Consider the following 17595-nt stretch of genomic DNA (forward strand, 5'->3'; position numbering starts at 1 on the left):
TGCCGTCGCCCCCGTCGCTTCGCTACGCCCTCCCCGGCCCGTCCAGTATGGCCGCCTGTCTGCGCAGTTTGTACGGTGCGGGCCTGCTCCCGGGCCCGAGTCGCGCCATTGCCTTCAAGATGTGACCTGGCGGAAGCTGCCAGCGCAGCCGCGAGGGGACGCAGCGCAGGGCGGTTCCGGCGGCGGCGAGCCGTCTGGTGACGCGCTCCGGCGGGGGCGCGGGCCGGCCGTAGAGCTCGTGGGCGTACGGGGGCAGCGAGTCGTACGCGAGCGCGGCGACGCGCCGCCAGACCAGTTCGCGTGCCGGGACGAGCAGGGTGTGAACGGGGGGACGCCGCAGGAAGTCGTCGACGACGCGGGCGTCCGCACCGGCTTCCAACGCGGGCCGTACGGCGGCGAAGTAGCCGGCGAGGGCGGCCCTCGTGGCGGGGACGCCGGCCGGGTCGAGCCCGACGAGCCGGGCGCTGGTCCGGTGCTCGTCGACGTACCGGTCCGCCTGGCCGTCGGTGAGGGGGAAGCCGGAACGGCGCAGGACGTCCAGGTACGAGTCCACTTCGGCGCAGTGCACCCAGAGCAGGAGGTCCGGGTCGTCCACTCCGAGGAGGCGGTGGATCCTGCGGACGCGCGCACCGGCCCGTTCGGCGGCCTCGGTGGTGCCGTAGGAGATGGTGCCGACGAAGTTCGCCGTGCGCAGCAGCCTGCCCCAGGCGTCCTTGCGGAAATCACTGTTGATCATGACTCCGCGTACGGCGCGGGGGTGCAGGGCCTGCAGGTAGAGCGCCCGGACCCCGGCGATCCACATCATGGGGTCGCCGTGCATCTGCCAGGTGACCGACGCGGGACCGAACAGGCCCGGGTCCCGGTCGTCGGCGTTGTCGGTCATACGTCGACTGTGCCCCGTCGCCCCGGCCGGCACGCACGTGTCCGCCTGACCGGGAGGCTGCCTGCGCCGGGGAGCGGGGGCGCCCGGCCCTCCGAACCGGAGGGCCGGGCACGGGATCCGGGGCCGGCAGACGCGGCCGTTCGTCCAGGGCGGCGTCTCAGGACGCCGCGTCCTCGGCCCGCGGGGGTCCGGTCAGCGTGCAGGTCACTCCGACCACTCCCTCCACCGCCTGCGTGAGACGGGCCGCCACGGGGACGAGTCCCCCGTCGCGGACCTCCGCCGAACTCGACGAATCCGTCGGTGACAACGACCGTGACGCCCCGACGGGACACCGGGGGACGACGGTCTCGGTCGTCACGTCCTCCACGGTGTCGGTGCTCTGCGCCATCACGGCTCCTCCGGCGTCATGCGCCATCCGCTCCACGCGTCACCCCGTCCCCGGGAGTGAGGCCGCTCCTCCGGGGCACGCGCCGGGGGCCGGGAGCCGTCGGAGGGTGCGGCGAGGTGCTGGCTCACCGACACCACCCCGTCCATCTGCTCCGTCAGCTTGACCAGGACCGGGATCTGGCCGGCCGTCTCCACACGTCCTTCCAGGGTGACCCTTCCGTCGACGACATGGACGTCGATCGCTTCGGGGTCGAGGCCCATGGCGCCCGTCAGCACTTCCTCGATCACCAGGAGACGGATCTCGGGGTCCGGCCGGAGGAACACCTGCAGCAGGTCGCGCCGGGTGACGATGCCGACCAGGCGGTCCTCCTCGTCGACGACGGGCATCCGCTCGACGCCGCGCCGCAGCATGGTGCGGGCGGCCTCGGCGATGGTGTCCTCGGCGTGAACCGTCACCGCGGGCGCGGACATCAGCCGCCCGGCGGTGAGCCCGTCGCGGTCGTCGTCGGGGAAGCCGCCGTCGCCGCTCCACGCTCCGAGCACGGCGGCACGGGCACCGCCGGCGGAAGCCTGGCGCACCAGAAGATCGGTCTCGGAGACGACGCCGACCACCCGGTCGTCGTCGTCGAGCACCGGCAGGCCGCTGATGTCGTGCTCGGCGAGCCGCTTGACGACCTCCTTGAACGGGGTCGACGGCACGGCCGAGACGACCTCCCCGACCATCAGGGTTCCGACCTTGCTGTGTTTCATGTTCGCCACTCCTGCCGAGCCGGCGCCCCCAGGGCCCGGACGATCGGGCGGACCACGACCCGGGTGTCCGCAGCGCCGTCCGCGCGTACGACACGGCCATTCAATCGCTGGGGACCAGCGCCCACAGGGGCCGAACAGGCCGCCCGCCGGGGCCCAATGGTCCCCACGGTCCGCCCCCGGTCAGGGCCCCGCTCCCCCGGCGGGTCGGTCGACCCGTCCGCCGGGGACGGCCGGCAGCCGGGCGGGACCGTTCGGCCCCCGCCTCCGCCCGCGCACGCGTCGGATCGTGGAGGAACGAGGGCAATCCACGACATCGCGAGGAGGAGCCGGTCGCGCACGGGTACGGCCACGGCCCGGAAGGCTGGTTCGCCGCACTCATGGCCGTCGGCACCGCGGTCTTCCGGATCCTGCTGCTGCTCGGGGTCCTCCTCCTGGCACGCCGGACCCCGACCGGAGCCGTCGGCACACCGCCCGGCGGAGCCGAGCGGCCCCGGCCCGGGAGGGTTCGCCCACGAGGGCCGAGGAGATCCTCGCGGAGAGATTCGCCCACGGCGACATCGACGACGAGGAGTACCGGCGGCGCGCCGTAACCCTGCGACACCTCGGCGGGCCCGCACGGCGGGGCTGACGCGGCACAGCGGCCCCGGGGCCGGGGCCGGGGATAGCGCCTTACCGCGTCGTTCGGCCACGGCGACGGTGGGTGTCCTCCGGTCGCTCGGCCACGGAGGGGGCCCTTCGGCCCCGACGTTCGGGCTCGTCGGCCCTGCCCGTCCGGCGGCCGTCCCGCTCATGCTGGGGACGTTGCCGCCGGGCCGACCCGGAAGGAGGCGCACGGACATGACTCGCCCTGTGACCGTCGGAGTGGACGGGTTCCCGGAAAGCAGCGCGGCCGCGGACTGGGCCGCGAGGGAAGCCCTGCTGCGGGAGGCCCCCCTGCGCGTGGTGCACGCCGACGAGTGGCCGCGCATTCCCGCCGTGCCCCCGGTCGACCGGGAGGAGCACCAGCGCTGGGCGGACACCGTGCTCGACGAGGCGTCGGGCGCACTGCGCCGCCGGTACCCCGAGCTGGCCGTCTCGTCCCGACGGCAGGCGGGCCGGGCGGCGGCCGTGCTGGCCGTCGAGGCCGCCGATTCCCAGATGCTGGTTCTCGGGTCGCGCGGACGCGGCGCCGTCGAGGGCTTCCTCGTCGGCTCGGTGAGCACGGCCGCCGTCGGGCTCACGGACACCCCGGTCGTGCTCGTCCGTCCCCCCGGCACGTCCCGTGGCGAGCCGCCGGAGCCACGTCGGTCCCGTGACGCGGTGGCGGGACGGGACGTCGTGGTGGGAGTGGACATCCACGAGAACGCCGATGCGGTGCTCGCCTTCGCCTTCGACGAGGCGGCGCGGCGCGGCTGCGGGGTCCGTGCCGTGCACGGATGGTCGTTGCCGTTCGCGTTCAGCTACGCGCCCCGGCTCGATCCCGGTGTCCGGCAGGAGGTGGCCGACGGCGTCGCAGGCGCCCTCGCCGAGCGGCTCCGGCCGTGGCGGGGGCTGTACCCCTCGGTCAAGGCCGAGGAGAGGGTGCTCGTCGGCGCGCCCGCCGAGCAGGTGCTGTACGAGGCCGAAGACGCGGAACTCGTCGTCGTCGGCCGCCGCATCCGGCGGGCTCCGGTCGGCGGGCACCTCGGGCACGTCGCCCACGCCGTACTCCACCACGCCACCGCTCCGGTGGCCGTCATCGCCCACGACTGACCACCAGCACGCCCGACCACCGGCCCTGGAGCGCCCCATGACCGCAGAACCCCTCGACGCCAGCGTCGTCACCTCCCTCGTCCGGGACGCGACGGCGGCCCCGTCCATGCACAACGCCCAGCCGTGGAGGTTCCGGTACCTCACGGACCGGGTGGCGATCCGGCTGTTCGGGGATCCGGAACGGGCCATGGCGAAATCCGACCCGGAGCGGCGCTCCCTGCACCTCGGATGCGGCGCCGCGCTGTTCAACCTGAGGGTGGCGGCCGCCCACGCGGGCAGGGAGCCGGACACCGTGCTGCTCCCCGATCCCGCCGAGCCGTGGCTGCTGGCGGAGGTCCGCCTGGACCGCCCGGTGCGGCCCGACGACGACCTCGCCGCGCTCCACCCCGCGCTGCACCGACGCCACACCAGTCGCTTCCCGTTCACCGACGAGGAGGTCCCCACCGGCGTTCTGGACGGACTGCGCGCCGCCGCGCGGAAGGAGGGGGCGCGGCTCCGCGTGCCAGGCGCCTGGCACGTACAGGAGGTGCTGGACCTGCTCCACGAGGCCGAGGGCCGCGAGGCGCTCGACCCGGAGGCGCGGGAGGAACTGCTCCGCTGGACCGGTGCGCCCGGCGACGCGCCGTCGCCCGGGGACGGCATCCCCGCGCACGCGTTCGGGCCTCGGCAGCACGATGTCACCGCCCCGGTACGGGACTTCGCCGCCGGACGGACGGTGGCCGGCCGCGGCAGCGCCACGTTCGAGAAGCGGCCCCTGCTCGCCCTGCTGGGAACGCCGAACGACGGCACCCTCGACTGGCTCACGGCCGGACAGGCGCTGGAACGCGTCCTTCTCCAGGCCACCTCGGACGGTCTGGTCGCCTCCCTGACGTCCCAGGCGCTGGAATGGCCCGAACTCCGCTGGGCCCTGCGCGATCCCGCCTCCTCGATGGGGCACGTGCAGATGGTGATCCGCCTCGGCTACGGCCCCGAGGGCCCGCGGACTCCACGCCGTGCCGTCGAGGACGTGCTGGAGATCGCGTAGGAGAGGTGCCGGGCGCGGGGGACGGACCGAGGACCGCGCGGGAGCCGGGCCGGCGTTCGGCCCCTTCCCGGCCGTACGCGTACGACCGGGCAGCTCGGCGCCACGGTCGGGCCCGGACGGGTCGGCCCGAGTTGCTCACGCCGGGCCGCCGGCCTCCGGTCGATGTCGCTGCCCGGCCGCCACGAGGTCCCGGCACCCGGTCCGTTCGTGGCCGGGGCGCCCGGTCCGTTCGGGGCTCCGCTCGTTCACCTCTCCTCGGACGGTCCGGGGTGAAGGCCGTCCGACGGTCCCGGTACCGGGCTCTCCGACGGTCCTGGGCCCGGGCTCTCGGGCGTTCCGGTGCGAAGTCCCAGAGCGTCGTGGGCCGGTCCCCCGAGCACCACCTTCAGTGCGCCGGTGTCCGCGGGACGCGAGAACACGTCGTAGGCCTCCTCCATCCGCCCCAGGGGGAACCGGTGGGTGACCAACGCGGAGGAGGGGAGCCTGCCCGCGGCCGTCAAGCGCAGGAGCAAGGGAGTGGAGTGGGTGTCGACGAGACCCGTCGTGATGGTGACGTCCCTGATCCAGAGGTCCTCCAGATGGAGCGCGGCGGGCCGGCCGTGGACCCCCACGTTCGCCACGCGGCCGCCCGGCCTGACCATACGGGTGCACATCTCGAACGTCTCCGGGACTCCCACGGCCTCCACCACCACATCGGCCCCCAGCCCGTCGGTCAGGTCCCGTACGAGATCCTCGGGGCCTTCCGCCGCGTTGACGGTGGCGTCCGCGCCGAGCCCGCGGGCCGCGGCGAGCCGGGCCCCGGCGAGGTCGACGGCGATGATCCGCCCCGGGGTGAAGAGGCGGGCTGTCGCGATGGTGGCCAGGCCGACGGGACCGGCACCGACCACGACGAGCGTGTCGCCGGGCCGCACCTGCCCGTTGAGGACGCCGACCTCGTAGCCGGTGGGGAAGATGTCGGCCAGCAGCACGGCGTTCTCGCTGTCGACGGCTGCGGGCAACGGGTGGACGGACAGGTCCGCGAAGGGGACCCGGACGTACTCGGCCTGCGTGCCGTCGACGAGGTGGCCGAGGATCCAGCCGCCGCCTCCGAGGCACTGCCCGTACCGGCTCTCGCGGCAGTAGCGGCAGCGCCCGCACGCGGTGATGCAGGAGACGAGCACACGGTCACCGGGCCGGACCGTCCGCACCTCGCCGCCGACTTCCACGACCTCGCCGACGGCCTCGTGCCCGAGGACCCGGCCGGGCTCCACTTCCGGGACGTCGCCCCTGACGATGTGCAGATCCGTTCCGCAGACGGTGACCGCGTCCACCCGGACCACGGCGTCGGCGGCGTCCTCGATGCCCGGATCGGGAACGTCCTCCCACGACGTCTTTCCCGGTCCGTGGAAGACGAATGCCTTCATGGTGACGAACCCTTCCTCCCCGCTCCGGTGGTCCTCCCTGCCAGCGTGTCCGGCGCCCGGGCCCGGCCGCTTGGGCCGGACGGTCCCGCGGTGGTGCCTCTCGGCCCATCCGGGACGAACGCGCCGTCCCGGCCGACGACATCGCGGACCGGCGGTTCCCCGCGCCCGTTTCCGGGGCACGCGGTCCGGTCGTGCGCCGGCTCGTGCGTCAGTCGTGGGCGACGACGGCCACGGGAGCCTCACAGTGGTGGATCACGGCATGGGCCACGGGCCCGAGACGGGCACCGAGGTGCGACGTGCGGATCCGCCGGCCCACGACCACGAGCGCGGCGCCCTCGGCGGCGCGCAGCAACTGCTCGGCGGCCCCGCCGATCGGTGTGAGGTCGACGACGTCGACCGAGGGGTACTTCTGCCGCCAGGGGGCGAGGACGTTCCTGAGGTGTCCGACGACATCCGGCCGCATCTCCCGCAGGGCCATGTCGAGGGCCAACGCGTCCCGTCCGAAGGGCGGAAGCGACCAGGCGTGCACGGCCCGGAGGCGGTCACCGCGCAGGGCCGCCGCGCCGAAAGCGAAGTCGAGTACCGGTTCGCACGCCTCGCGGACGTCCACACCGACGACCACACTGCCGGCGGCCGCGCCGGACGCCTCCCCACCGCGCTCCGGGCGCGGCTCGTGCTCCGGCCGCACGAGCACGACCGGGCGGTCCGTCCCGACGATCGTCGCCATCGCGACGGACCCGAGGAGGAAGCCCCGTACGCCGCCGAGGCCACGGGAACCGAGCACGGTGAGCTCGGCGTTCGCCGCTTCGCGCGCGAGGACGGGCGGTGGCCTGCCGGACAGCCGCTCCGTGCGGATCTCGAGCCCGGGGTGCCTGTCGTGCAGGGCTTTCGCGGTGCCGGCCAGAACCTCGTCGACGGCGTCCGGCCCGCCTGTGGCGCCCGGGGCCGGTTCCGGCGCGTCGGTCACGAGCAGCAGGTGCAGGACGGCCTTCCGCAGCAGGGCTTCGCGGGCCGCCCACGCGGCCGCGGCGGCACTCTCGGCGGATCCGTCCAGTCCGACGGTCACGTGCTGCGGCATCGGCGACACCTCGGGAGGATGGGAGGACGCAACGAAGGAAGGGCGGAACGAAGGAAGGGCGGAACGAAGGAAGGGCGGCCCGCCGGCCCGCCGGAGCAGCAGAGGCGGGACGGCGGAAACGGCCGGGCGACTTCGTCCCGCCGAGGACCCAGCCTCCTCCTCCGGCGGCCGCGGCGGCAGAGTCCGAACGGCCCTCGGAAGGGCCGACCGGCCCAGGGAGGGGGACGGTCGCCCCTACGAGACGTCCCGGCGAACGACGGAGAGTGGGGCGCGACCATCACGCCGCACTCCCCGGCCACGGGCGGTACAGCAGGGAGGCCCGTCATGCCGCATGATCTCTCCGAGCCCCGACAGCGAGGAACGGCGAGGAACGCCCTGTGGCGGCATCTGCGCCGCGCCGTCGGCCGGGACGCCGGGCCGCTCGTCCGCCCGGCCGACCGCGTGCGGAGCCGGCTGGTGGCGGGATGCGCGCTCGCCGTGGTGGTGGCCCTGGCGCTGGCCGTCACCGCCGCGTGCGGGACCTGGAGCGCCGAGCACCGTCGTGCGCTGAACGAGCGGCAGGAGCGCCGGCAGGTGACCGCGACGACCGTGCAGAAGGCGGTGACGGGCACGAGTGACGGCGGGTCGGGCCCGGCCGACGAAGGGCTCGCCGATGCGACGTGGCGGGGGCCGGGAAACGCCCGGCACAAGGGCGTCGTGGCGGTCCCGCTCGGCACGCCGGCCGGTAGTCCCGTCCGGGTCTGGGTCGACGCGAGCGGCGGGGCCACGACGAGCCCCCGGACCGACTCCGATGTGGTCATGGCGTCGGCGCTCGCCGGCGTGGCGGTGTTCACCGTCCTCTCGGCCGCCTCCCTGGGCGTCTACTCCCACCGTGCGCGCCGGCTCGACCAGCGGACACTGGAGGCATGGGAGACGGAGTGGGACCTCGTCGAACCGCGTTGGTCGGGTCGCCCGGAAGTCTGACCCGCCGCGCGGCCGCTCGCGTCCCGGCCTGAGCGGCGCGCGGAGCCGCACCGAGCCGCACGCCGGCGACTTCGATCGTGACGGCGACGACGGGCGGCGCGGCGGAAAGCGGCGCCGCCGGGCGGCAGGCCCCGTGAGGCCCGGCGGAGCACCCCCGACCGCGAGCCCGGACGAGCGGCCCGGACCGCGAGGGCGGCCCAGGGCGCCGCCGAGCAGGGCCGGACGGCGCCGGTCCGCGAGGACGAGCACCCCGCGACTGCGCGAGGGAGGGAAGCATGGACGACGGAGCCACGAACGACGTCACCGGCAGCCGCGAGGTGATCGTCGGTCTGGACCCTCGGGACGGATCGCGCGCGGCGATCGCCTGGGCGGCGGAGGAGGCTCGCCTCAGGGGCCTGCCCCTGAGACTCGTGGTCGCCGTGCCGTGGCTCGGGGACACCCAGCACGTCGACGCCGAACCGCGGCGCGTGTCGTTGCGCGCGCAGGCGGGCCAGGCGCTCGAGGCGGCCGCGGCGTGGGCCGAGGACACGTACGCGCTCCCGGAACTGATCATGGAGCTGTACGACGGGAGCGCCGTCGCCGCGCTGATCTCCGGGTCCGCTCACGCACAGTCGGTCGTGGTCGGTTCACGCGACCTCAACCGACTCAAGGAGGTGCTGAGCGCGGGTTCGGTCGTCGTGCCCCTCGCCGCCCGGGCCCTCTGCCCGGTCGTCGTCGTACGGGAACCGCGAACCGCGCCGGCCCGTCAGCCGCGTCTGGTGGTCGGGGTCGACGCGGACTCTCCCTCTGCCGCCGCCCTCGCGTTCGCCTTCGGCGAGGCGGCCGTGCGTGGTGTCGCGCTCGGCGCGGTGTCCGTCGGTGAGCCGCCGGTGCTGCCGTTCACCCACCGGGAGCGGGCGAGGGAGCGGCAGCGCGGGCTGCTCGCGCGGACCGTCGCCGACTGGTCGCGCCGGCATCCCGACGTGGCGGTCGCCGGAGAGGTGGTGAGCGGCGACCCGGTGGAGGAGCTCGTGAAGGCTTCCACGACGGCGCTCGCCGTCGTCGTCGGCAGGTCCCGTCGTCATGCCGGCACCGGGCGCAGGCTGGGACGGGTGGTGCACGGGCTTCTGCACCGCGCGGGATGTCCGGTCATCGTCGTTCCCCCGCAATAGGGACGCCGGACCGCCGGCCGGTGCCCGGGTCGTCACGGCGCCGCGGGTCACGGTGGTCCGCCGCGGCCAGGGCGGGACGCGTTGGCGCGACATGGTGCGCGGGGCGATTCTGGAGGGGGTGCACGCGTACCGGCGAGCCCGGCGCGCACCTTGTCGCTCCTCGGAGTCCGCACGGCAGTTCCCCGGAGTCCGCACGACAGCGAGGAGGCGGACCGCCGATGGTGGACGCAAGGGCCGTGGACACAAGGGCCGAGCGCATCGCGCGGCTGATCGAACCCCTGCGGGTGCAACCGGGAACGCGGGTGGACCTGCACAAGGACTTCGACCCCCGCTTCAGGGCCGGACTGAAGAAGGAGACCGGTGTCGAGCTGCTGAGGGCCGGGGTCTCACTGCTCGCCGAGTACCAGGACCGCCTGGCCGCCCAGAGCACCTTCGGGGTGCTGCTCTGCCTCCAGGCCCTGGACGCCGGGGGCAAGGACGGCACGATCCGGCACGTCATGAGCGGGGTGAACCCCCAGGGCGTGAAGGTCAGCAGCTTCAAGGTGCCGTCGGCCGAGGAGCTCGACCACGACTACCTGTGGCGCTATGCGCGCAGACTGCCCGCCCGCGGTGACATCGCCATCTTCAACCGCTCCCACTACGAGGAGGTCCTGGTCGTACGGGTGCATCCGCAGAACCTGGACCGGCAGCGGCTGCCGCGGGAGGCGCGGGGCCCGGACATCTGGGACCGCCGGTACCGGGAGATCAACGACTGGGAGCGCTATCTGACGGACAACGGGTTCAAGGTGGTGAAGGTCTTCCTGAACCTCTCGCAGGAGGAGCAGCGCGTCCGTTTCCTGAAACGGATCGATCTGCCCGAGAAGAACTGGAAGTTCTCCGCGTCGGACGCGCGGGAGCGCCGGCGGTGGGACGACTACCAGTACGCGTTCTCCGAGATGCTGTCGGCGACCAGCACCGAGTGGGCGCCTTGGTACGTTGTGCCCGCGGACCGGAAGTGGTTCGCTCGCATCTGCACCGCGGCGGTGCTCGCCCATACGCTGATGGACATCGATCCCCGCTACCCGGTCGTCGGGAAGGAGGCCCGGCGGGAGCTCCGGGCGGCCCGGCGCGAACTGGTGGACGAGGCTCCCGAAGGCGCCGCCGCCGATCCGTACGCAACAGCGCATCCCGGCACCGGCGGGCGGGGCGGTCGCGGGGCCGGGCCGAAGGACTCCTCGGCGGGGGCGCGGCGGGCGAAAGGGCACAAGCGGGCCCAGGGCGTCTGACGAATCCCGGGACCGGGCGGACCGATCCGGACCGGAGGTCGAAGATGACAGCGCAGCCGAAACGGCCGTCGGGGCAACCCGTGGCTCCCGCCTCCCGGTACTCCCGCTCCCCGCAGGAGGTCGCGACCGCGCTCGGCGTGGAACCGGCGGTCGGTCCCTTCCCGCCCCGGCCGGGCGAACCGCCGACCGCCGTCCCGGCGCCGGAGACCGGATCCGGGGCCGCACCACGGTGCGGGGCACGGACGAGGTCCGGGGCGGCGAGGGCCCACGAGAAGCGGATCCATGGCTGACCGGACCCCCGTCCCGGGGGGCGGGTGGCGCCGTGCCGTTCCCGGCCTCGCGGTGCTCGGGGCGTACCGGCGGGACTGGTTGCGCGGTGATCTGCTGGCCGGGTTCACCGTCGCCGCCTACCTCGTGCCGCAGGTCATGGCGTACGCGAGTGTCGCGGGGCTGCCGCCGGTCGCGGGGCTCTGGGCCATCCTCCCGGGAATCGCGCTGTACGCCCTGCTGGGTTCGTCACGGCTGCTGTCCGTCGGCCCCGAGTCGACGACGGCGCTGATGACCGCGGCCGTCGTCGCGCCCCTCGCCGGGGGCGACCCCGTGCGGTACGCCGTGCTGGCCTCCGCCCTGGCCGTCGCCGTCGGCCTGATGTGCCTCGTGGCGTGGGCGGCCCGGCTCGGCTTCGTCGCCGATCTGCTGTCCCGGCCCGTGCTGGTCGGCTATCTCACCGGCGTGGCCCTGATCATGATGGTCGATCAGCTGACCAAGCTGACGGGCGTACCGACGGAGGGCTCGGGCTTCTTCCCTCAACTGGTGTCCTTCCTGTCGCACCTGCCCGAGGCTCATCCGGCGACTGTCGTGCTGAGCGCCGTCGCCCTGCTGCTGCTCTTCGCCGCGCTGCGTCTCCCCCGCGCCTTTCCCGGCCCGCTGCTGGTGGTCGCGCTCGGGACGGCCGCCGTGGCGGTGTTCGACCTGCAGACCCGCGGGATCGCCGTGGTCGGCGACATCCCCGCCGGTCTGCCGGGCTTCGCCCTGCCGGACCTCGCCGAGGTCCCCCGGCTGCTGCTGCCGGCCGTCGGGGTGCTGCTCGTCGGCTACACCGACTTCATTCTCACGGCACGCGCCTTCGTCACGGACGACGACGGGCCGCGCCTGGACTCCAACCAGGAACTGCTGGCCCTGGGTGCCGCGAACCTCGGTGCCGGGATGCTGCGGGGGTTCCCGGTGAGCAGCAGCGCCAGCCGGACCGCGCTCGCCCAGTCGGCGGGGGCCCGCACCCAGGTGTACGGGCTCGTCGCCGGTGCCGCCGTGGTGGCGGTGCTGCTGTTCCTCAGTCCGCTGCTCCGCAGCACACCGACGGCCGTGCTGGGGGCGCTGGTGGTGTACGCGGCCGTCCGGATGATCGATCTGGCCGGGTACCGGCGCCTTGCGTCCTTCCGCCGCCGGGAGCTGCTGCTCGCGGTCGGCTGCCTCGTCGGGGTGCTCGTCCTGGACATCCTGTACGGAGTGCTGGTGGCCGTGGCCCTGTCGGTGGCCGAGCTGCTGAGCCGGGTGGCGCGTCCGCACGACGCCGTCCAGGGCCTGGTTCCGGGGGTGGCGGGGATGCACGACGTGGACGACTACCCCGAGGCGCGGGTCGTCCCCGGGCTGCTCGTCTACCGCTACGACTCACCGCTGTTCTTCGCCAACGCGGAGGACTTCCGCCGGCGCGCCCTGGCCGCCGTGGAGGAACAGGAGATCCCTGTGCGGTGGTTCGTGCTCAACACCGAGGCGAACGTGGAGGTCGACATCACCGCGCTCGACTCCGTCGACGCCTTGCGGGAGGAACTGACCGGCCGCGGCATCGTCTTCGCCCTGGCACGCGTCAAGCAGGACCTGCGCGCGGAACTGGACGCCTACGGCCTGACCGCATCCGTCGGCGAGGACCGGATCTTCCCCACGCTGCCGACCGCGGTGGAGGCGTACCGCTCCTGGGTGCGTGACCCGGGGAACTCGGAGCAGTAGACGGGGGCGGGAAGCGGCACACGGCGTGGCTCAAGCACTGCCGACTCTCAGCAAAGCGGCGAAACCCTCTGCAAATAGCCGATTGCACCCTCAGGGCCGTCGATCATGTTGCGCATGCCAGCTTCCAGTTCCACCTCCGGCACCCGACCGTCGTCACGTGCGGACCGGCGTCACCGCTCGCCGTTCCGTCTCGCCGTGGTCGCATCGCGGACGAGATCCGGAGAACACGACGGCGCAACCGCCCCCCTCCGGCGCACCGGCCGCGCCGGGGAGCCTGCCGGGTGTCCGACCGGCGGCAGCTACCCGGCCGTGTCCCGGACGGTCGTCGCGGGCGCGCTGCTCGTCGCCGGCTTCGCCGTAGCCTCGTGCGGCGGCGACGGCGCCAAGTCCGACGCGAGCGGCAAGGTCACGATCGTCTACGAGGACGGCGCGATCAAGCCGAAGGACCGGCACGCCGTGACGGTGGTCCGGGAGTCCCGCGTGCTCGAGGAGGTCGCCGACTGGGTCAACGAGTCGCTCGCCCTCCCCCACGACATGGTCGTGAAAGTCACCGACAGGGTCCCCCCGGGGGTCACGGACGCGGTCACCCAGCCCGACGGCAGGACCGTCTACGTACCGCCCGCCTTTCTGACCCGGATCGAAGGGGTTTTCGGCGAGGTGGTGAAGACCGTCGAGCGCCCCGCCGTGATCCCCGGCACCGAATGGAACGCCGACGACCTGACCGCACTGTCGACCCAGTTCGTCTTGGGCCACGAGATGGGCCACGCCCTGCAGCGCCAGCTGCTGCTCCCGAACCTCGGCCTCGAGGAGGACGCCGCTGACGGCTTCGCGTCCTTCCACACCGTCAACGAGGTCGGTCCGGGGCCGTCGTTGGCCACCGCCGTTCTTTTCGACGAGCTCGCCCGCGAGGAAGGGGAACTGACGCTGGAGGGGCTTTCGAGCGATCACCCCGTCACCCAGCAGCGCGTCTTCAACTTCCTCTGCTACCTCGAGGGGAGCGACCCGAAGAAGTTCGACGCACCCCTGGTCGGCGCGGGATACCTCCCGAAGTCCCGCGCCCCCCTGTGCCCCCAGGCCTGGGCAATGCTGGACCACGGCTGGTGGACCCAGCTCCAACCGCATTTCAGCGAGGGGTTCAGGGAAGAGGGAGACCGTGCGCAGCAGAGGTCACGCGACCGCCTGATCGCGGAGACGGAGGCGCTCGCGAAGAAGCTCGACGAGATCCGCAGCGGGCAGTGAGCGCCGGGGCCATCGGCTCCCGTCACCGCCGGGCACGGTCTCGCGGCTGACCACGACGGCCGCCGCCACGGGTGGTCCCGGCGACGGCGGTCGGCCCTTCGGACCGGCCGCCGTCTCCGCCGCGGGGTTGCGACGCGGATTGGTAGTTGACATCAGGCGACTGGCTTCAGCAGTCGGGGGGCCGGAGCCGGAGAGATGGTGCACTCTGGTACAGCGCACGTCACGTGGAGCGTCGCAACAGCAACGACAGCTCTGCGGCGACGGACTTCCCATCCGCTTTCTTGCTGATGACCCGTGCGGTGTTGCACAAGACGGCCACGTCACAGAGCCGGAGCACATTGTTGGTCTCAGGGGGTTGACCGGCCTGCTGTAGGCCGGCCATACCCACCCGGACCGATCGGGTTCCTGCCAGGCGACGGCGGTGGGGTACTCCTCGGCCTCGTCCTGGCGCTGGAGGCCCATGGCAACGGGGCACGGGTCCGTATCGCCGAGCGGCGGCCTGATCCCTTCCGGCCCTCGCACGCCCCCGCTCGACCCTCGTCCAGCAGTTGGTGCGCCCAGTCGCGTGGGACGTCGTCGCCGGTGCAGTCGAAGTATCCGACGTAGAGCAGGACCGCGGGGCGCGGATCGCGGGCGGTGCGCGCCCGAACGATGAACATGCGGCTCAGGTGCGGTGCGGAACTGTGACGGGGGCCAGTGGCCCTCGAGCCCCGTGATCAGACGCGGGCGGCGTACAGGACCAGACGTCGCCACTCCTCTGTCCTGGTACAGGAGGCCGGTTCTTTGTGGCGGGGCCAACTAAGTGTGGATGTGCCAGCAGTTGCCTTGGCCAGTCACATACCGAGAACCCGTCGGGTCTCGACGGCGATCTGCTGTGTCTCGCCGGTCGCGACCACGAGGACCGGGACACCGCTCACCGCCTGATCGATGCGTCGGAGGCCTTCCCGCATCAAATCTTCCAGTTCGGGGACGAGCAGCCCGCCTCGTACACCGATGACAGTCAGGGCCGAGCAGATCTCCTCGCGTACCTCGGGTTGGTCTTCGCCGATCTCCCCGGTGAAGACCAGCGCGTCCAGCCGGTCCAGCGAGGCGGCCATCGAGGCGATGCCCCTGCGGCAGCTGAGTGTGAACGTCTCCAGCGCCAACGCGGCCGCGGCATCACCCTCCGCGCGGGCGCGCACCAGGTCCCGAGTGTCTGCCGAGGTACCGGAGAGGCCGAGCAGACCTGAATGCCGGTGGAGTGCGTCATCCAATTCGTCCGTGCTCAGACCGTGCCGCCGCTGCAGCCACAGCAGCGCGCCGGGGTCGAGGCTGCCGCTGCGCCGGCTCATCACCAGGCCTTCCAGCGGAGTGAGGCCCATGGTGGTGTCCACGCTGCGTCCGTTCCGGACGGCGCAGGCCGAGCAGCCGCCGCCCAAGTGCACGAGTACGACCTGGAGGTTGTCGACGGGTCGGCCCAGGGCCTGCGCCGTCCTCTGCAGTGCCCACGAGTAGGAAAGCCCGTGGAAGCCGTACCGGCGCAGCCCGTATTCGGCTCGCCACCGCTCCGGCACGGCGTACGTGCGCGCCTGTGCCGGCAGATCCTTGTGAAAGACAGTGTCGAAGCAGGCGACGTGAGGAACGTCGGGCAGGAGTTCTCGTGCGGCATCGACCACAGGCAGGGCAGGGGTCACGTGCAACGGCGCGAGATCGGCGACGTCCGCCAGCAGAGCCCGTACGCGTGCGTCGATCAGCGTATGGCCAGTCAGGTGCGGGCCGCTGTGGACGATGCGGTGACCAACCGCCGCAGGAGCGGGCACCTCGCTGAGGAAGTTCCGCAGTTCCGCCACCGCAGCAGGTCCCGGGGGCTCCGAGGCGTCTCGATCCGCCACCCGTTCGCCGTCCGCCGCGAACAGAGCGACGTGAAGGCTCGAAGAGCCGGCGGCAAGGACCAGTACGTGACCATTACGGCTCTCGTGGGAGCGGTCAGCACTCATCCCACACCTCCAGTGCACTCGCGTCCTCCGGCACGGTGCGCCCGCCACGGAGTGCGACCCTGTGCTCAGGGTCGGCCTCGATGCGGAGCGGGTTGTGCTCTACCCGACTCGGCAGGTCGGTGAGGAAGACGCCGATGTCCCCGTCGCCGTCCTCCCGGCGGGTGCCGACGTTTCGGCCACGTCGGACACGGCGACCTGCTCGTTGGCTGCCAGAGGCGCTGTCGGCGCCCGCATCCGGGCGGGTAGCACTGGCGGTGGGGCGGCGCGGTTCCTCCCGCAGGCCGGAGGCGAGGTCCCGGGCCGTCTCGGAGGGCAGACCCCGGGTCGGCGCCAGGACGGGCCGCAGGTTCCTGCCGTTCGTGTCCGCGTCGGGCTGCCTCATAACCCTTGTCCTGCCGCCTGGTAGGCCTCGGTGATGCCGCGCCTTGCCGCTTCCTCCAGGCTGCCACCACAGGGAGGGATCCGCTCGTTCCCCCGTTCGGCAGCACGCCGCGCCTGCGAGCCGGGGCGCACCTAGCATGCTGACTGTGCGACCCATTCCCCCGAAGATCGAGGGCGGCCGGCTGCAGGGCCTCCTGCAGCTCATCGAGGACGGCATCCACCTCGTCGTCGCGGCGCTCCTCGTACTGCTCGCGGGGCTCCTGACGGTCGGGGTCGTCCACGACGTCATCAGGTCGATCCAGGGGCCGTACCGGGAGGAGACGGTCGTTCTCTCCGCCCTCGACAACGGCCTTGTGCTGTTCATCGTCGCCGAGCTGCTCCACACCGTCCGCCTGACCATCAGGAACCAGACCCTCGACGCGGAGCCGTTCCTCGTCGTCGGGCTGATTGCCGGCATCCGCAAGGTGCTCATCGTGACCGCCGAGGCGGAGAAGTCCTTCCGTTGGAACGTCGAGGGGATCGAACTGCTCGTCCTGGCGGGTCTGATCCTCGTGATGGCGGCAGCGGTGTACGTGTGGCGGCGCTCGACGCGGCCGGCAGACTACTTCCCGCTCCAAGAGGCGCGGCGTTCCCCGTCACCGCCGCCGTCACCCACCCCGGTGCGCGGGGCCTGATCCTCACCTTCCGCAGCCACGGCCGCCCGCACCCGCTGCTCCTCGTGAGCAGAGCCGACGCCCCGCTCCAGGAGTGCGGCTCAGGGGCATCGCGAGGTCCTCCAGGGCCCGCTTCTGCAGTTCCGTCCCGCGCCGCAGCACCGGGCTCCGGACCCCGGCGGCGACGCCTTCCCCGTTGTCGGGCGTACCGGGGAGCGGGCGCCCGCGGGCCTGCCGGCGCGGGCGTCTTCCCGCGCGTCGCCGCTCCCTGGCGATCCCCCTGACGCCTGGCCGAGCACGGCGGCCCCGTCGACCGACTCCCGCCCGCGGTCCCGCCCGGGTCCCCGGGCGCCGACGTCCGGTCGGCGAGCACGGCGACGACCGGACGAATGCGCTCGGCGAGGGCTCGAGGGCCATGGAGGGCCGGGGGCGGGTGCGTGCCTGTGATGGCGTCACGGCGGCAGCGTCCCGGGCCGTCATCAACGGCTCCGGGCCGAACGGAGCGGTCAGGTCGTGCCGCAGCCCGACGAGCGTACTCCGCCACACCGGCCAGGGCGTCGGCGAGCGCGTCACGCTGGGCTCCCGACGGCGGATCGGAAACAGCAAGATCAGCACGGCCTCCGCCCGGTTGATCACGTCCATGGGGCCGTCGGTGCTGCGCCGGGCGCCGGTGGGGAGGACGACCGTGTGGTGGGCCGGGTGGGCCG

14 protein-coding genes and 1 pseudogene are annotated in these 17595 nt (G+C 73.4%); 8 read left to right on the top strand and 7 right to left on the bottom strand.

Features of this window, described 5'->3' with window-relative positions; all coding sequences use genetic code 11:
* Positions 1-22 precede the first annotated feature (22 nt).
* The 3 genes from QRN89_RS02380 to QRN89_RS02390 form a co-directional block, all read right to left on the bottom strand.
* Complete coding sequence (locus QRN89_RS02380) at positions 23-883, bottom strand: oxygenase MpaB family protein (protein ID WP_290347667.1); 861 nt, start codon at positions 881-883, stop codon at positions 23-25.
* Positions 884-1040: 157 nt separating this feature from the next.
* Positions 1041-1271 (bottom strand): hypothetical protein, encoded by a 231-nt coding sequence (locus tag QRN89_RS02385; RefSeq protein WP_290347668.1) that lies wholly within the window; start codon positions 1269-1271, stop codon positions 1041-1043.
* Positions 1271-2020 (bottom strand): CBS domain-containing protein, encoded by a 750-nt coding sequence (locus QRN89_RS02390; RefSeq protein ID WP_290347669.1) that lies wholly within the window; start codon positions 2018-2020, stop codon positions 1271-1273. The genes QRN89_RS02385 and QRN89_RS02390 overlap by 1 nt, the downstream gene beginning before the upstream one ends.
* Positions 2021-2857: 837 nt before the next feature.
* On the opposite strand from QRN89_RS02390, the gene QRN89_RS02395 reads away from it, so the two are divergent.
* Together QRN89_RS02395 and QRN89_RS02400 are read left to right on the top strand one after the other, a co-directional pair.
* Positions 2858-3751, top strand: coding sequence for a universal stress protein (locus QRN89_RS02395; protein WP_290347670.1), 894 nt, complete (start codon positions 2858-2860; stop codon positions 3749-3751).
* A 37-nt stretch (positions 3752-3788) separates the two neighbouring features.
* Positions 3789-4775 (top strand): Acg family FMN-binding oxidoreductase, encoded by a 987-nt coding sequence (locus QRN89_RS02400; RefSeq protein WP_290347671.1) that lies wholly within the window; start codon positions 3789-3791, stop codon positions 4773-4775.
* 245 nt (positions 4776-5020) lie between these two features.
* Here the strand turns inward: QRN89_RS02400 and QRN89_RS02405 are convergent, their stop codons facing one another.
* A complete protein-coding gene (locus QRN89_RS02405; RefSeq protein ID WP_290347672.1) occupies positions 5021-6178 on the bottom strand; it encodes an alcohol dehydrogenase catalytic domain-containing protein in 1158 nt (385 codons plus the stop codon).
* Between the two features lie 208 nt (positions 6179-6386).
* Positions 6387-7256, bottom strand: coding sequence for a universal stress protein (locus QRN89_RS02410; protein ID WP_290347673.1), 870 nt, complete (start codon positions 7254-7256; stop codon positions 6387-6389).
* Positions 7257-7580: 324 nt separating this feature from the next.
* Here QRN89_RS02410 and QRN89_RS02415 point away from each other — a divergent pair, with 324 nt between their 5' ends.
* The 5 genes from QRN89_RS02415 to QRN89_RS02435 all read left to right on the top strand — a co-directional run bounded on the left by QRN89_RS02415 (position 7581) and on the right by QRN89_RS02435 (position 13878).
* Positions 7581-8219 (top strand): Rv1733c family protein, encoded by a 639-nt coding sequence (locus QRN89_RS02415; protein WP_290347674.1) that lies wholly within the window; start codon positions 7581-7583, stop codon positions 8217-8219.
* A 275-nt stretch (positions 8220-8494) separates the two neighbouring features.
* Positions 8495-9370, top strand: coding sequence for a universal stress protein (locus QRN89_RS02420; protein ID WP_290347675.1), 876 nt, complete (start codon positions 8495-8497; stop codon positions 9368-9370).
* 218 nt (positions 9371-9588) lie between these two features.
* Positions 9589-10635, top strand: a complete 1047-nt coding sequence (locus tag QRN89_RS02425) for a polyphosphate kinase 2 family protein (RefSeq protein WP_290347676.1) — start codon at positions 9589-9591, stop codon at positions 10633-10635.
* A 282-nt stretch (positions 10636-10917) separates the two neighbouring features.
* Complete coding sequence (locus QRN89_RS02430) at positions 10918-12639, top strand: SulP family inorganic anion transporter (protein ID WP_290347677.1); 1722 nt, start codon at positions 10918-10920, stop codon at positions 12637-12639.
* Positions 12640-12948: 309 nt separating this feature from the next.
* A complete protein-coding gene (locus tag QRN89_RS02435) occupies positions 12949-13878 on the top strand; it encodes a DUF4344 domain-containing metallopeptidase (RefSeq protein WP_290347678.1) in 930 nt (309 codons plus the stop codon).
* A gap of 833 nt (positions 13879-14711) precedes the next feature.
* On the opposite strand, the gene QRN89_RS02440 is transcribed toward QRN89_RS02435, so the two are convergent.
* Positions 14712-15707, bottom strand: coding sequence for an acetate/propionate family kinase (locus tag QRN89_RS02440; protein ID WP_290347679.1), 996 nt, complete (start codon positions 15705-15707; stop codon positions 14712-14714).
* A gap of 665 nt (positions 15708-16372) precedes the next feature.
* Here QRN89_RS02440 and QRN89_RS02445 point away from each other — a divergent pair.
* Complete coding sequence (locus tag QRN89_RS02445; protein ID WP_290347680.1) at positions 16373-16909, top strand: phosphate-starvation-inducible PsiE family protein; 537 nt, start codon at positions 16373-16375, stop codon at positions 16907-16909.
* Positions 16910-17136: 227 nt separating this feature from the next.
* On the opposite strand, the pseudogene QRN89_RS02450 reads toward QRN89_RS02445, so the two are convergent.
* Positions 17137-17575: pseudogene (locus tag QRN89_RS02450) on the bottom strand (FUSC family protein); the annotation flags it as partial.
* Positions 17576-17595: the final 20 nt, after the last annotated feature.

The organism is Streptomyces sp. HUAS CB01, assembly GCF_030406905.1.
Lineage (GTDB): Bacteria > Actinomycetota > Actinomycetes > Streptomycetales > Streptomycetaceae > Streptomyces > Streptomyces chengbuensis.

Excerpts from the sequence above, each read along its gene's own strand:
- QRN89_RS02415 (WP_290347674.1), top strand. The coding sequence starts at position 7,581 with ATGCCGCATGATCTCTCCGAGCCCCGACAGCGAGGAACGGCGAGGAAC.
- QRN89_RS02390 (WP_290347669.1), bottom strand. The coding sequence starts at position 2,020 with ATGAAACACAGCAAGGTCGGAACCCTGATGGTCGGGGAGGTCGTCTCG.
- QRN89_RS02400 (WP_290347671.1), top strand. The coding sequence starts at position 3,789 with ATGACCGCAGAACCCCTCGACGCCAGCGTCGTCACCTCCCTCGTCCGG.
- QRN89_RS02395 (WP_290347670.1), top strand. The coding sequence starts at position 2,858 with ATGACTCGCCCTGTGACCGTCGGAGTGGACGGGTTCCCGGAAAGCAGC.
- QRN89_RS02410 (WP_290347673.1), bottom strand. The coding sequence starts at position 7,256 with ATGCCGCAGCACGTGACCGTCGGACTGGACGGATCCGCCGAGAGTGCC.
- QRN89_RS02425 (WP_290347676.1), top strand. The coding sequence starts at position 9,589 with ATGGTGGACGCAAGGGCCGTGGACACAAGGGCCGAGCGCATCGCGCGG.
- QRN89_RS02380 (WP_290347667.1), bottom strand. The coding sequence starts at position 883 with ATGACCGACAACGCCGACGACCGGGACCCGGGCCTGTTCGGTCCCGCG.
- QRN89_RS02405 (WP_290347672.1), bottom strand. The coding sequence starts at position 6,178 with ATGAAGGCATTCGTCTTCCACGGACCGGGAAAGACGTCGTGGGAGGAC.
- QRN89_RS02385 (WP_290347668.1), bottom strand. The coding sequence starts at position 1,271 with ATGGCGCAGAGCACCGACACCGTGGAGGACGTGACGACCGAGACCGTC.
- QRN89_RS02445 (WP_290347680.1), top strand. The coding sequence starts at position 16,373 with ATGCTGACTGTGCGACCCATTCCCCCGAAGATCGAGGGCGGCCGGCTG.
- QRN89_RS02430 (WP_290347677.1), top strand. The coding sequence starts at position 10,918 with ATGGCTGACCGGACCCCCGTCCCGGGGGGCGGGTGGCGCCGTGCCGTT.
- QRN89_RS02420 (WP_290347675.1), top strand. The coding sequence starts at position 8,495 with ATGGACGACGGAGCCACGAACGACGTCACCGGCAGCCGCGAGGTGATC.